This window comes from Flavobacterium crassostreae, from assembly GCF_001831475.1.
GTDB lineage: Bacteria > Bacteroidota > Bacteroidia > Flavobacteriales > Flavobacteriaceae > Flavobacterium > Flavobacterium crassostreae.
The window spans coordinates 505402-519205 of record NZ_CP017688.1 but is presented as its reverse complement, the minus strand read 5'-3'; the positions used below and the strand labels follow the sequence as shown (position 1 = coordinate 519205).

The window sequence follows — 13804 nt, the reverse complement described above, 5'->3', positions numbered from 1 at the left end:
GTAATTAGTTTAAACTTAAATGGTAGTAAATTGAACTAAATTCACTTTTTTAAAACGCACTTTGTTTTTTGCTTTTAAGCGTACTTTTTTAGTTCAGAAAACATATATACCCCCCATACAAAAACATAGCCTTAAAGTATCTTTCTTTACTCAAATCACGCTTTTTTATGTTCTTTTATTAGGTTATTCATTGCTAATAAATCGGGCAGTGTGGTTTCTTCATTCTCTAACATTTTAATAAATCTATTTTGTAGTAAATCTGAAACATTGCTTTGAGGTGTTAAATTTTCGGGGTGTGTTTGGGGTGTAAGGGCTTCGGGGTATTGGTTAGCCCATATCCTTATTGTTTCTTTACAAGTTCCTATTTTTTTTGCGGTTTCCTTTTGAGTTAATCCCGATTGCAGTAATTTAAAGGCTAGGTTTTTAAGTCTCAAACGTTCAACGTTTGTTTTTCTTCCGTTCTTTCTAACTGTTTGCCATTTAGTTTGGCTTGTGGTGGTTGTGTTCATAATTCTAGGTATTTAATTTATTAATTGATTTTATTAGTTTTCTTGCACGGTAAGAGGTTAAAACGATCGGGACGGGTTCGGCTTCAATGGTTACTTTTATAACTGCACAAATCCAATCGGGGTTGGTGTTAATTTCCTTTTGTTCTAATCTATCGGCATACGTTCCCGTATCGGTGGCATATTCGACCAATAGCAATAAATTACTTTTGGCTAGGTTATGCAGTAATAAAGACAAATTTTGATTTTCGAACTCTTTTATATTTTGTCTGTTCATCTTTCTTTTTTTGGCTTGTGTTGAATTATTACAATGCTTTGAGCAATATTTAGAATTTGGCTTTTTATGGGAAATATTCGAACCACATTTACAACATTCTCGAACTTGATTTTTTGCCCCATTTTCGACCATTTTTTTATTGATTGAATTGATACTATTTTTTAATGGTTTTATGTTACTATTTCCCTGTTCATCTAAAGGGGGAAAACGTAACATTTTCGACCCTCTTTTTTGGCTGTCATTTCCTTTCAAAAAGTTGGGGAAATCGTAACGTTTTACGGATGTCAATTCGTCCAATTTTAACCTCAATAATTCGCCTATTTCGGTTTGAGTTGTTGAGGTGCTGAAACGCCCCGAAAGTTCTTTAAAATGAACCGTTGCCCTTTTGCGTTGCATCCTGCTAAACTTCGCCCAATTGGTAGCATCCAAGTAGTAAAGCATTTTTTTAGTTTCTTTGTCGTTCATATCCCGAAGCTTCAAACCTTTGTCATAAAAAATTACATTAACCCAAAACTCACACAAAGCCATTTTAACGGCTTCAAGTTTGGAAACGTCCAATAAGTCGGCTAATACATTAATGCTGAATTTGTGGGCGTGCCTTGACTTCTTAAAAGCATATTCGAGCCTTAAAAGGTTTTTGTTAGTTCCTGATTGTTTGCCTTTGTCGTAAATTTTCAAAGCGTATTCAGTCCGTGAAATCATACGCCCCACGTTTGCCCCCTCGATTTTCAACAAAACAAAATTTTCATTCTGATAAGCCCGTAGCCCCGAAATAACTTGTTTGATAGGTTGGTTAATGTTGAGGTTTGCCCCAGCTTCAAAAGTTTGTATTTGGGCGGTGTTTGGATTGACTGCAAAGACTTCTTTAAGTTCCTGTATAGTATTGCTTAACATTGAAAAATCGAAGTCGTAGGCGTTATTTAGTCCGTAATTGTGAAATACGGCTAAAGAGCCTTTTATAAAGCAATGCACCGCATCCGAAACGGTGGACGGTATCAAATGGAACGATAACCCACGATAAAAAGCGACCTTATTTTTAGTCAAAATTTCGCCCGTAGCTTCATCTATACTACTGTAAAATTTTAATAAAATATTGCTTTGCCAATCGTGGGCGGTTGTCCCGTTGCACTTTATTTTTATACCGTCAATCACTCTTTAACCTACTTATTTTAATAATTCAGTTAGAGCGTTTTCCAAGTTGCTTAAAGCCGTTTCGTGGGCTTGTTTTGGTGTGATTGCACCCGTAACGCCCAATTTACAAGCATTACGCACATTGCTAACAAATAGATAGGCGTTAAGTTTTTGTGTTACTATAGGCGTGGTGTCCCTCTTTTTAGTGGGTTTGGTGTAACTTCCAAGCGTGTCAATGATTGACAAAAAGACGCCCATTTGTTCGGTTGGGGCTACTAGTTCAAATCCTGCTAGTAAGTCTAAACAGTTGGTTATAATTTCTGTTTTCATAACAAATTAGCGTTTAGAGTTAATTTGTTGAAGCGAAGCTAAAACCTCATTTTCCTTAAATCTTACTTTGTTCCCAACACGGTAAGCAATCAAAATATTTGACTTGACCCAATTATGAAGCGTAACAAGTGAAACCCCTAAAAGTTTGGCGGTTTCATCCCTTGTTATAAGTCGGTCGGCTTGTGGTTGTTGTTGAAGTTCTTTTATTTGACTTTTCAATTCGTCAAATTTCCCTAAAAGGGTTTCTACTGAAATCCCTTGTACTTGTACTGTAGTGATAGCGGTTGCACTCATAAATATATAATTTTATGGTGCAAACCTCTATAAAGATTAAGGCTAGGACGGGGGTAAAGGTCGTCCGTTCTTTATTTTATTGTTTTTAAATCACTCTCTATTTTTGCTTCAAGTTCTTTAAAGTCAATGCTTTTGGCGTGTTTTAATAAGCTTGTGTAATTTTGTTTAGTTCTTACATTTTCTTTGTCGTTATCCGACTGAACAGACAACCAATGTTTATAAAATTTGGTGTCGATTATTTTATTTGGGTAATCAATCCCGCTTAATAAGCAAATCAATTCGGCTTGTTTCGAATTGTCTTGACTTACTTTTTGTTTGTTGAAAATTCCAATTTCTGAAAGGCTTTGAAATAGTAACGCTATTTGCTTTTGAGTTAATTTATTGGTCGTAGTTTCGGAAATTTCTATTTCAATTTGTGGGTTTTCTAATTCAAATATTTTTTTCTCTAAATATTGTATTTCTTTGATTTTTATTACTTCAAAACAAAATTTACTACAAATATTTTTATTGTCTAATTTTTCAATTAAAGCCCCGTTTAATATCTTTTCTAAATAAATAAAATCCTCATTTTTCAATTTAGATAATTTGTTTTTGTAGTAGTCAATTTTAGGCAACGGACTACTAACAAACTCATTTTCTATTTCATCAATTGAAACCTCTAACATTGTTGGCATTAATCCATTAATCCAAGTATATACATTGTCTGTATTGGGCTTAAACTCCTCTAGTTCTTTAGTGTTAAAATAAAAATATTTGCTATTTGTGTTTATCTTATCGGGGGTAAACCAATCTAAAAAAGGGACTTTGTGCAATGCGCTTTTTAAAGTTTTAATTTCATTTTCATAATATTTTTTAGTTTCAATCTCACTATTTGTAAGCCGTGCCAATGGTTGGGCGGTTATCCCTTTTGCTAATCGCCTACTAAAACGATTATACTCTTTTAAAGCTAATTCGTTAGATAATCTTTCGTAAAAAGGTAAGTCGCAAATTTGCCCTATATTGTAGTAAGTTGTGGCTATTTCTTTTAAATACTTATCAATATTTAATAGTCTGAAATTTATATTTTCAATCATTTAAACGGGCTTTAAATTACTTTTAAATTATTATTGCTTTCGGTTGGTTCGTTGGTTGCTTCATTTTCCCAATGCGCCCCCAAAATATCGGCAAACTCGCTATTTGTAATTTTTATATAGCTTAAAAATTGGGTTTCGGTGGCGTGTCCTGTAATTGCCATTATAGTTTTATTGGGTAATTTGCCGTAAAGGTTAGTCGCAAAAGAACGCCTACAAGTATGGGAACTAATCAACTCCCATTTTTTATAATCCCCCGTTTCTTTACGGTGTATTGCAACTTCGGGGGTTGTTTCGGTTTTCTCTTTTATGATTATTTTTTTCATTTTTGCACCCTCTACAACTTCATTTATTCCGACTTCCTGACAAACTTCTTTTACATATTCGTTAAACTTTTGGTCTGAAATAGTATGAGGTAAAGCCCCGTTTTGTCTGTCTAAAATTTGCCTTACTTGTTTATGTATTGGAATAATTACTTTTTGACCCGTTTTAAACGTTGTAATCGTAATGTTTTTGCCGTTTAGGTTGCTTTGACCTAGTCTTAAAAAATCGGATATTCTCAACCCTGTACGCAATCCGATAATAAATAAATCTCTAGTGTTTGATAAGCGTAAATTGTCTTTAAAATTATGCTCAAATACTTTGTTTATTTCCGCTTCATTCAAATAAACGTCTTTAGTTTCGTTTTGAATTGCTGAAAAGTCCGAGTGTTTATATTGTGGATTTATTGGATAGCCCTCTAGTTCAATATTTTTGCACCACATTTTAAAATTAGTGATATATCCCCCGATTGTATTATTTCCTAAATTTTCGACTGAACGGCAATAATCGACAAAGGCACGGTAAAACTTCAAATCTATATTTTCAAAGCGTAAACGGGTCTTTTGTGTAGCCTCAAAGGCTTTAAGCTTATGTAGTGTGGTTGTGTAATGTTGGATAGTTCTTTTTGAAATTGGTTTGCCTTTGTGTAGCCTTATCGGGGCTTCATCAATAAACTTTTGTACCCAATCCAAAAAATAAATTTTATACTGTTCATCTACTTTTGTACGACCAAAAAACAAATCAATCTTTGTCTTTAGCCAATCTTTACCGATATGTTGTTTTGAGTTGTATTCGATATTGTAATTTTCAATGGTGTACTTTTCTAAATCCCTTAAATTATTATTGATAAAATCCTTTTGGGTTTCGTCCGCTTTGGGCTTCACTTGTTGTTTGGTATTGTTCCAATGTTCAAAGTTTACAGTTAGCCCCGTTTTTGCCTTTTGGTCGAATTGGCGACCGTTCCAAAACCTTATATAAATTGGGGTGTATTGATTTTTTCCTTTAATTACAAAATACCGTACTTTCATAGCTTCATTTATTTGGGGCTAATTTAATACTTTGCCGACAATTCGCCGACAATATTTGTGTTTATTTTTATCTAGCTTAATCTTACTTAACTTTGTTGATAGTTGTTAACTATTGAAAACATTAAGATTATGGAGGTTTTTATTAAAATTAGTAGGATAACAAAAACTAACCCGTAAAGAGTTGGTTAGTCCTATTATCCGCACTTTTTAAAATACTAAAACCCTTAAAATTTTTATTTTAAGGGTTTTTTGTTTTATAATAATACCAAAGCCAAGGAGCGACTATGGATCAATCCCAAAACCTGTGGAGCGACAAGAATTGGATCAATCCCAAAACCTGTGGAGCGACAAGAATTAGGCATAAATAGTAGTTAGCCTAAAAAGAAAGAATTCTACATTTCGAACACCTCTAAACTGAGATCTAAAAGCTTTTATTTTGGCGTTAAAGGATTCTGCTGATGCATTAGTACTTCTGTTATCAAAATAGTTTAATATGCTTTGATAATGATTCATTATCGATCTTGAGATTGTATTGAAAGACTTAAAACCAGATTGATTTACTTTTTCATGCCATTTAGCTAGTCTGGCAAAACCAATGATTTTATCCGTTGTGTTTTCAAAAATGTTCCGTAATTCTTGAGATAGATTGTAAGCTTCTTTTATGTCGGGATATAATTCAAACAACAATAATGCTCGTTGTAATTGATTCGCCGTCCATTTTGATTTATTCTTGTATAAGAAATACCTACTTCTAGCAAGTAACTGCTTAATAGTATCTCCATTAGTCAATACTTCAGGCTCAAACCTTTTCTTGTTTTTCTTCGCTTTTTCTATTGCCTGATTTTCTTGGTCTATAGCTTGCCAACGGTATTTAATTCTTATTTCCTGTAAAGCTTCTGTAGCCAATTTTTGAACATGGAACCGGTCGATGACGCGAGTAGCATTAGGGAAACATTTTTTAGCAATCAATCCCATGTTTGCTGCCATGTCAAGAGTTATTTCGGTAACAGAATTTCGTAGTTTAAGCGGTATTTTTTCGATAATAGCAATTACTGTTTCTGCTTTGGTTCCAGCAATCATAGCGACTATAGTTCCTTTCTTTCCCTTTCCAGCTTTGTTGGTCAAAATAGTATAGAGTTCGCCATTGGACAAGGAGGTTTCGTCAATTGATAAGCGTTTGCCTATGTTTTCTGGAAATATAAGCCATTGTTTTGCGTGTAGTTTTTGATCCCATATTTTGAAATCACTTAAGAAATCTTTGTATTGATGTTGTAGATTCTTACCGCTAACGCCATAGAAAGAGGCGATAGCATTGCAATCATTAGGCTTGGAATCTATGGATCTCTTTTAAAAAAGACGCAAACTCCTGTGTCACCCGAGTTCCGTCTGCTACTAAATTCCAATCTCTAAAAACTACTTTTCCAGTATCTTCATTCAGCCATCTTCTTCGAGTGATATGAAGATATACCTGATGCCCACGAATAGGGAAATCCTGAACTGTTATTTCATCAAAGAATCCTTTTGAGCTCAATTTTGATTGTCGATGTTCTTTAGGAATTGAATTAATCTCCTTTAAGTAAAGATGAAGTATCTCTTCCTCTTTTTTATAGGAAGTCAGTTCAAAGTATTCAACTATAATTTCAGGAAGTAACAACTTGAGAAGGTCGACAAAAGAATCTTGCATTTGTATTAAATTTTAAAATGCAAATATCTAAATTTAATATTTCCCCACAACATTTAGACTTGATCCGCGACTATGCTACCAGCTCTTTTATACCATAGTTGGATATTAAATAGTGCGCCCTAATTGCTGTTCGTGTTATAAAGTTATAACTCTTGTAAGTAAAGAAGTAACTTAAGAAGATGCGTACTTATTAACTTTGTAATCCCAAACGCAATAAAAATGACTGCATTCAAAAAAATAGCACTTGGAATACTTGTTTTGTCAACGTTGCTTATTTTGGCAAATGTAGGGCTGCATTTTTGGATCCAGAAAAATATTACCGAAATTATATCTCCAGAAAACACGGCAAATCATGCAATTACCTATCAATCGTTGCGTATTGATTTAGTAACACAAAGTATTTCTGTTACGGGTATTGTCTTAATTCCCAAAAAGAAAGAATCACTAGTTAAAAATAAACGAGTTTTTTATTCTAAAATTTCGGAGATAAAGATTCAGCAATTTAAAATAGGAGCGCTACTATTTGAACAAAAATTTAAAGCCAATAGTGTTACGATACTAGTTCCAAAAATAGTAGTGTTTCAGAATAGTATCCAGACTTTAAACCAAAACAAAAATACGGATCCTACAACAGAGGGATCTTTTGATAAAACTATAGAAATTTCTAGCCTTAAGGTGGTTGTGCAAAGTCTAGATGTAGTTCAAAGTCCAAATAACAAGCATACGGTAAGTTTAAAAAACCTGGAGGCAGAAATAAACCATATAGTAATTGACCAAACTACTTTGCGTAAAAAAATTCCGTTTTTATACCAAGACTATAAAATTAAAAGCAACAGTATTTATTATAGAGCTACGGATTTTTACCATATGAGAGCCAAAAATTTTGAGACAACCAAAAATACGTTAAAAATTACAGGTTTTCAATGGATACCAGAATACAGCCGCTCAGAATTTGTGAGTAAGTTGCAAACAGAAAAAGATCTTTTCAAGATACAGTCTTCTGCAATTGTCGTTCTAAAGATGGATTGGGGTTTTAAAGACGAAAAACCCTATTTTAATGTTGGTAAAATAGCTGTTGAAAAACTACAGGCAACAATTTATAGAAATAAAATGCCGGCAGACGACAAAACCCCAAAACCAATGTATAGCCAGCTCTTAAGAGACTTAAAATTCCCTTTGCGCGTAGATACGCTTTTGGTGCGCAATTCGGTAGTAATCTACGAAGAAGAAATAAACTTTAAAAAAGGGGCTGGAAAACTAGTATTTGATAATTTTAATTTGATAGCCACTCAAATACAGAGTGGCTACCAGCTACAAAAATGCCCGGATGTTCAGATTGCCATCCGCTGTAAATTTATGAGAAAATCTCCTTTTGAGGTACAATGGCGTTTTAATGTTTTGGACCCAAAAGATGCCTTTACCTTTACAGGAAAAGTGTATGATTTGCAAGCAAAACAACTGTCTCCATTTATAAAGCCCTATATAAATACCACTACCACAGGGGTTTTTGAGGTCTTGGAATTTACCATTAAAGGAAATGCGGTCCAATCGTACCAAACAGCAGTTCTAAAATACCACAATCTAAAAGTTACCCTTTATCAAAAAAGAAACCCACAAAAAAAGAGTGTGTTAAAAAGTGCTTTAGCTAATCTAATGGTCAAAAAAGACACCAATGGTCATCTAAAAACAACCACGGTAATGGTGACAAGAGCGCCCGAAAAATCTTTTTTTAATTTTTTGTGGCGAAATGTTGCAGCTGTTTTAAAGCAACTAGTTATTTAAAATACCAGTAAATAGCTAAAAATAAATACGTTTGATTTAGTTGGACGTTTTCTGGTTAATTCCTTTTTTTAACACTTGTCCAAACTGGTACACATCTTCAAAAGAACAATAAAACGGTACTGGAGCCAAACGGATAACATTGGGTTCGCGCCAATCTACCACAACCCCGTTTTGCATCAAATAATCAAACAAACGACGGCCTTCTCCATGCAAAAACACCGATAATTGACAGCCTCTTTCTGCAGGATTGGTAGGTGTGATTATTTCAAAACTACTAGCTACTTCTTTGTCAATTTCTTGCAGCACAAATTCTAGATATGCAGTAAGTACGCTTCTTTTTTGGATTAAAGCCTCCATCCCAACCTCGGCAAACATCTCTACGGATGCCAAATAGGGAGCCAAAGACAATACGGGTAAGTTGCTGATTTGCCAGCCATCGGCACCCACAATTGGATCAAAGTTGGGTTCCATTTTAAAACGACGTTCTTTATTGTGCCCCCACCAACCTGCAAAACGAGGCAAATCCGTATCGTGGTGTTTTTGATGAACAAAAACCCCAGAGGCGTTACCAGGACCAGAATTCATGTATTTGTAGCTACACCAGGCCGCAAAATCTACGTTCCAGTCGTGTAGTTCTAACGTAACGTTTCCTGCGGCGTGCGCAAGATCCCAGCCTACAATTGCACCTACCTGATGCCCTGCTGCAGTGATGGCTTGTAGGTCAAAAACTTGCCCAGTATAATAGTTGACCCCGCCAATCATAACTAAGGCCAGAGCATCTCCCAGTTCTTCTATTTTGGCAAGTATGTCTTCCAGTCGTAGGTTGTGTTCTCCTTCTCTGCGTTTTATCTCTACAATAGCATCATCTGGTGCATAGCCATGAAATGCGGCTTGACTCTGAAGCATGTATTGGTCCGAAGGGAATGCTTTTTCTTCGCACAATATTTTATAACGTGTTTTGGTTGGTCTATAAAACGAAACCAGCAATAAATGCAGATTGACCGTTAGGGTGTTCATAACCGTAACCTCAGAGGGTAAGGCGCCAACTATTTTGCTCAATGGTTCGGCAAAGCGTTCGTGATAATCCCACCAAGGTTTTTGGGCATAAAAATGGCCTTCTACAGCAAGATTTGCCCAATCGTCCATAATCTCATCCACATAAGCTTTGGTTCTTTTGGGTTGTAACCCTAGAGAGTTTCCGGTAAAATAAATCACATCTTGGTTGTTTACCTTCGGGAAAATAAATTCGGACTTGTATTTGTGTAGTGGATCCTGTGCATCGCATTCTTGCGCAAATGCCTTGGTGTTTTTAAAAAGCATACTTTTATTTTTGTAGGGTAAAAATAACAATTATTAGTTGGCTTTGCAATCTAACCAGAGAGGCTTTAACAAATGCTTTGGCCAGCATGGGGAGAGGGTGCTGTTTTTTTATAAAATAATGGTTCTTTTAGGAATATAAAGTAGTGGTAAATGAGAATAATGCATTAAATTTGAGAGAATTAAAAAAAAGTCCAGATGTATAAAAACAGTGTGAATGCAATTATTTTATCGGTAGCGTTAGTGGTCTGCGCATTTTTGTTTTCTAATGCTTTTCAAAACAGAAACAAAAGCAGTGATACCATCAGCGTAACGGGATTGGGTAAAACAGATTTTATTTCGGATCTAATTGTTTGGAGTGGTTCTTTTAGCCGAAAAAGCACTACCCTAAAAGAAGCCTATGCCTCTTTAGATGCCGATAGAGAAAAAATAAAAAAGTATTTTTCTGGAAAAGGAATCGCTGCCAAGGATGTTGTTTTTTCGGCGGTAGATTTTAATAAAAATTTTGAAACAACCTATAATGAAAACGGAACCATCCGACAGAATTTGTTTACGGGCTTTACTTTAAGCCAGAGGGTTACTATTCAGTCTAAAGAAGTTAATAAAATAGAAGAATTATCTCGTCAATCTAGTGAGTTGATCAATTCTGGGATTGAGTTTTACTCTAATGCACCAGAATATTATTATACCAAACTAGCAGAATTAAAAGTCCAAATGATTGCCGAAGCCACCAAAGATGCCAGCACAAGAGCCCAGAGTATTGCAGACAACGCCAATGCCGATTTAGGAAAATTAAAAAAATCCGATATGGGAGTATTTCAGATTATTGCCCAAAATTCTTCAGAAGATTATTCTTACGGAGGCTCTTTTAATACCAACTCTAAAAATAAAACAGCTACAATTACCGTTAAATTAGTCTACCAAGTAGAGTAGGAGTAATAGGTTAAGCCATAACAACCTTTGTATACGTGTAGTCCGGTAGCAGTAGTATTAAAAAATAAAGTCTATCGCGGGCCCGATCGATTGGACTTGCGTCAAAAAAAAATCCCGACTAGTGCTAGTACGGGATTTTTAGTGAATTAACCTTTATGGTAGATTAGATGATCAACATGGCGTCACCGTAAGAGTAAAATTTATATTTTTCTTCAATGGCTTCGGCATAGGCTCTTTTCATTAAATCGTGTCCACAAAATGCAGATACCATCATCAATAACGTAGACTTAGGAGTATGAAAATTGGTAATCATACAAGTTGGAATGGTAAAATCATGTGGCGGAAAAACAAATTTGTTGGTCCACCCGTCAAATGGATTTAGTGTTGCGTGTGAAGATACGGAGCTTTCTACGGCACGCATTGAGGTAGTTCCTACGGTACAAATACGTTTTTTTTGAGATTTTGCTGTATTTACAATATCACAGGCTTCTTGAGATATTTTTAATTCTTCGGAGTCCATTTTGTGCTTGGATAGATCCTCTACTTCTACAGGATTGAAGGTTCCTAAACCAACATGTAGAGTGACTTCGGCAAATTTAATCCCTTTAATCTCTAATTTTTTTAATAAATGTTTAGAAAAATGCAGTCCAGCAGTTGGAGCCGCTACAGCACCTTCTTCTTTGGCATAAATGGTTTGGTAACGCTCTGCATCCTCGGGAGTTACATCTCTACTGATGTATTTTGGGATAGGTGTTTCTCCTAGTTCGGTTAGTTTTTTTCTAAATTCTTCATAAGAACCATCGTAAAGAAAACGTAGAGTTCTTCCACGAGAGGTGGTATTGTCAATTACCTCTGCTACTAAGGAGTCGTCTTCTCCAAAATATAATTTGTTACCAATTCGTATTTTACGGGCTGGATCTACCAATACATCCCAAAGGCGTTGTTCTGCATTGAGTTCTCGTAACAAAAATACTTCAATTCTTGCGCCTGTTTTTTCTTTGTTTCCGTACAAACGTGCTGGAAAAACTTTGGTGTTATTTAGGATTAAAACATCTCCATCATCAAAATAATCAATTACATCTTTAAACATTTTATGTTCGATGGTTTGTGCTTTGCGGTCAATAACCATAAGGCGGGCTTCGTCTCTGTTTTCGGAAGGGAATTCCGCTAGAAGTTCTTTTGGTAAATCAAATTGAAAATGGGATAATTTCATTTATATCTATAATTAAGTTAACCCCTTGACGATGCGCAGGGCGAAACAGCAGTTAGTTTAATTAGCAACTAACTAAGTGGTTGCAAATATACAACTGTCCGATAGGCGTTGTCAAGTATTTTAGCGTTTAATTTGGTTTTAGGGCACCAAAAGCACTCTTTTATGGGTTATTTGTTGTAAATAGTGTCCTTGTGTGTTATACTTGGGTAGTGCTGAAGTTTAGTTTTGTTAAATCTTCCCAAAAATCAGGATACGATTTAGACACTACTTCGGCATTTTCTATAACTATTGGCATCTTTAATGCCAGTGGTGCAAAGGCCATTGCCATTCGGTGGTCATTATAGGTGGCTATTTTTACCTTTGGATGTCTGACAGTGGCGGGCTCTAATGTTAAACTATCGTTTGTAACACGCACTACAGCTCCTAGTTTGGTCATCTCTGTTTGTAGCGCTTCTAATCGGTCTGTTTCTTTAATTTTGAGGGTATGCAATCCGGTTAGATGGCAGGACAACCCAAGACCAAAGCAAGTCACTACAATAGTTTGTGCTATATCTGGAGTATTGTTGAGGTCTAAATGGATGGCTTTTGGTTTAAAGTCGGCCGTTTTGGTCAGCGTTAGGCTGTTGTCTTTAAATTCGGATGAGACACCCATTTGTTTGTAAATGGCTACCAATGCAGAATCTCCTTGCAGGCTGTTTTGAGCAAAACTACTAAGGGTTATGCTTGCGGCATCTGCTAGGGCTACAATACTAAAAAAATAAGAGGCTGAGCTCCAGTCTGACTCTACAGTCATTACTTTGGTAGGTACGGATTTAGCTGCAGAAACCTGAATTGTATTTGCCGTAAAACGTGTTGCAATACCCAAATCATTTAGCAATGCCAAGGTCATTTTGATATACGGCACAGAGGTGATTTCACCTTCTAAGGTAAGCTCTATTCCGTTCTCTAATTTGGGTGCTACTAAGAGCAAGGCCGAGATGTATTGGCTGCTAACATTTGCAGGGATAGTAACTTTGGATGCGGTTATTTTTTGTCCTTTTATTAAAATAGGAGGATAGCCTACTTGATTTTTGTAAGAAATAGTTGCTCCTAATTGTTTTAGGGTATCTACCAAAACTTTTATAGGGCGCTCTGTCATGCGTTGGGAGCCCGTCAATTCTACTTCGGAGCCTTCGCTTACTGCAAAAAAAGCAGTTAAAAAACGCATGGCAGTACCTGCATGATGAATATCTACTACTTGATCCTGTCTGTTTAAGGCTTTTTGCATAACCTCGCTATCGTCTGAATTGGAGGTGTTCTCTAAAGTAATGTTAGGGAATAAGGCTTGCAATAATAGCAATCTATTGGTTTCGCTTTTGGATCCAGTAATAGCAAGGTGTGCCTGTATGTTGGGATGGTTTGTTTGTACTAGTAAATTCATTTTTTTTGAAGAATTGATGGGACTGTTTGGACAAATTTATTTTAAATAAACGTCTTGCCAAAGTTTTGTACCTACTTATAACATTATTTTAGTTTCTCGTTGTTTTTATGACGGTCTTTGTCTCTAATAGATTTTAAATCCATTTTTTTATCAAAGGCAGCTTGCAAATCAATGCCAGTTTGGTTAGCAAGACACAGTACAACAAAGACAACATCGGCCAACTCTTCGCCCAAATCTTTGTTTTTATCACTTTCTTTTTCGGATTGTTCCCCATACCTGCGGGCAATAATACGAGCTACTTCGCCAACCTCTTCGGTGAGTTGGGCCATGTTGGTTAGTTCATTAAAGTAACGAACACCGTGCTCTTGGATCCAACGGTCTACTTCTAATTGAGAATTTTTTAAATCCATTGTAATTGTTTTTTTTTTTTGGCAACAAAGTTACGCAAAGTAATTTAAGTGTTTTTAAGCCATTGCCTATTTGATTCCTATGCTACTT

Annotated in this window: 14 protein-coding genes; 2 read left to right on the top strand and 12 right to left on the bottom strand. The window is 35.6% G+C overall.

The window, feature by feature from the left end:
- Nucleotides 1-155: 155 nt before the first annotated feature.
- The 8 genes from LB076_RS02335 to LB076_RS02300 all read right to left on the bottom strand — a co-directional run bounded on the left by LB076_RS02335 (nucleotide 156) and on the right by LB076_RS02300 (nucleotide 6641).
- Nucleotides 156-509 (bottom strand): helix-turn-helix domain-containing protein, encoded by a 354-nt coding sequence (locus LB076_RS02335; RefSeq protein ID WP_066331846.1) that lies wholly within the window; start codon nucleotides 507-509, stop codon nucleotides 156-158.
- 4 nt (nucleotides 510-513) lie between these two features.
- Nucleotides 514-1935, bottom strand: a complete 1422-nt coding sequence (locus LB076_RS02330) for a hypothetical protein (RefSeq protein ID WP_066331838.1) — start codon at nucleotides 1933-1935, stop codon at nucleotides 514-516.
- 12 nt (nucleotides 1936-1947) lie between these two features.
- Complete coding sequence (locus LB076_RS02325; protein ID WP_066331836.1) at nucleotides 1948-2244, bottom strand: hypothetical protein; 297 nt, start codon at nucleotides 2242-2244, stop codon at nucleotides 1948-1950.
- Between the two features lie 6 nt (nucleotides 2245-2250).
- Nucleotides 2251-2538 (bottom strand): helix-turn-helix domain-containing protein, encoded by a 288-nt coding sequence (locus LB076_RS02320; protein WP_066331834.1) that lies wholly within the window; start codon nucleotides 2536-2538, stop codon nucleotides 2251-2253.
- A gap of 71 nt (nucleotides 2539-2609) precedes the next feature.
- Nucleotides 2610-3611, bottom strand: a complete 1002-nt coding sequence (locus LB076_RS02315) for a hypothetical protein (protein WP_066331832.1) — start codon at nucleotides 3609-3611, stop codon at nucleotides 2610-2612.
- Between the two features lie 11 nt (nucleotides 3612-3622).
- Entirely contained in the window at nucleotides 3623-4957 is a 1335-nt protein-coding gene (locus LB076_RS02310; RefSeq protein WP_066331830.1) for a tyrosine-type recombinase/integrase, read from the bottom strand.
- A gap of 354 nt (nucleotides 4958-5311) precedes the next feature.
- Nucleotides 5312-6265 carry an ISAon1 family transposase gene (locus LB076_RS02305; RefSeq protein ID WP_198402045.1) on the bottom strand — a complete coding sequence of 318 codons (954 nt, stop codon included), beginning with the start codon at nucleotides 6263-6265 and terminating at the stop codon, nucleotides 5312-5314.
- A gap of 13 nt (nucleotides 6266-6278) precedes the next feature.
- Nucleotides 6279-6641 carry an ISAon1 family transposase N-terminal region protein gene (locus LB076_RS02300; protein ID WP_070786662.1) on the bottom strand — a complete coding sequence of 121 codons (363 nt, stop codon included), beginning with the start codon at nucleotides 6639-6641 and terminating at the stop codon, nucleotides 6279-6281.
- 219 nt (nucleotides 6642-6860) lie between these two features.
- Here LB076_RS02300 and LB076_RS02295 point away from each other — a divergent pair, with 219 nt between their 5' ends.
- Nucleotides 6861-8423, top strand: coding sequence for a hypothetical protein (locus LB076_RS02295; RefSeq protein ID WP_066335468.1), 1563 nt, complete (start codon nucleotides 6861-6863; stop codon nucleotides 8421-8423).
- A 36-nt stretch (nucleotides 8424-8459) separates the two neighbouring features.
- Here LB076_RS02295 and kynU read toward each other — a convergent pair whose 3' ends face one another.
- A complete protein-coding gene (gene kynU / locus LB076_RS02290) occupies nucleotides 8460-9743 on the bottom strand; it encodes a kynureninase (RefSeq protein ID WP_066335465.1) in 1284 nt (427 codons plus the stop codon).
- Nucleotides 9744-9938: 195 nt separating this feature from the next.
- On the opposite strand from kynU, the gene LB076_RS02285 reads away from it, so the two are divergent.
- Complete coding sequence (locus LB076_RS02285; protein ID WP_066335463.1) at nucleotides 9939-10673, top strand: SIMPL domain-containing protein; 735 nt, start codon at nucleotides 9939-9941, stop codon at nucleotides 10671-10673.
- Between the two features lie 163 nt (nucleotides 10674-10836).
- Here LB076_RS02285 and queA read toward each other — a convergent pair whose 3' ends face one another.
- The 3 genes from queA to LB076_RS02270 form a co-directional block, all read right to left on the bottom strand.
- A complete protein-coding gene (gene queA, locus LB076_RS02280; protein ID WP_066335461.1) occupies nucleotides 10837-11886 on the bottom strand; it encodes a tRNA preQ1(34) S-adenosylmethionine ribosyltransferase-isomerase QueA in 1050 nt (349 codons plus the stop codon).
- Between the two features lie 196 nt (nucleotides 11887-12082).
- The gene (gene aroA / locus LB076_RS02275; RefSeq protein WP_066335459.1) at nucleotides 12083-13306 is read right to left on the bottom strand and encodes a 3-phosphoshikimate 1-carboxyvinyltransferase; all 1224 of its coding nucleotides are present in this window, start codon (nucleotides 13304-13306) and stop codon (nucleotides 12083-12085) included.
- An 83-nt stretch (nucleotides 13307-13389) separates the two neighbouring features.
- Nucleotides 13390-13716, bottom strand: a complete 327-nt coding sequence (locus LB076_RS02270; protein ID WP_066335454.1) for a nucleotide pyrophosphohydrolase — start codon at nucleotides 13714-13716, stop codon at nucleotides 13390-13392.
- Nucleotides 13717-13804: the final 88 nt, after the last annotated feature.

Bases quoted from the DNA above. Each gene is read 5' to 3' on its own strand.
- LB076_RS02300 (WP_070786662.1), bottom strand. From the start codon at position 6,641: ATGCAAGATTCTTTTGTCGACCTTCTCAAGTTGTTACTTCCTGAAATT.
- queA (WP_066335461.1), bottom strand. From the start codon at position 11,886: ATGAAATTATCCCATTTTCAATTTGATTTACCAAAAGAACTTCTAGCG.
- LB076_RS02295 (WP_066335468.1), top strand. From the start codon at position 6,861: ATGACTGCATTCAAAAAAATAGCACTTGGAATACTTGTTTTGTCAACG.
- LB076_RS02315 (WP_066331832.1), bottom strand. From the start codon at position 3,611: ATGATTGAAAATATAAATTTCAGACTATTAAATATTGATAAGTATTTA.
- LB076_RS02285 (WP_066335463.1), top strand. From the start codon at position 9,939: ATGTATAAAAACAGTGTGAATGCAATTATTTTATCGGTAGCGTTAGTG.
- LB076_RS02320 (WP_066331834.1), bottom strand. From the start codon at position 2,538: ATGAGTGCAACCGCTATCACTACAGTACAAGTACAAGGGATTTCAGTA.
- kynU (WP_066335465.1), bottom strand. From the start codon at position 9,743: ATGCTTTTTAAAAACACCAAGGCATTTGCGCAAGAATGCGATGCACAG.
- LB076_RS02325 (WP_066331836.1), bottom strand. From the start codon at position 2,244: ATGAAAACAGAAATTATAACCAACTGTTTAGACTTACTAGCAGGATTT.
- LB076_RS02335 (WP_066331846.1), bottom strand. From the start codon at position 509: ATGAACACAACCACCACAAGCCAAACTAAATGGCAAACAGTTAGAAAG.
- LB076_RS02270 (WP_066335454.1), bottom strand. From the start codon at position 13,716: ATGGATTTAAAAAATTCTCAATTAGAAGTAGACCGTTGGATCCAAGAG.
- LB076_RS02310 (WP_066331830.1), bottom strand. From the start codon at position 4,957: ATGAAAGTACGGTATTTTGTAATTAAAGGAAAAAATCAATACACCCCA.
- aroA (WP_066335459.1), bottom strand. From the start codon at position 13,306: ATGAATTTACTAGTACAAACAAACCATCCCAACATACAGGCACACCTT.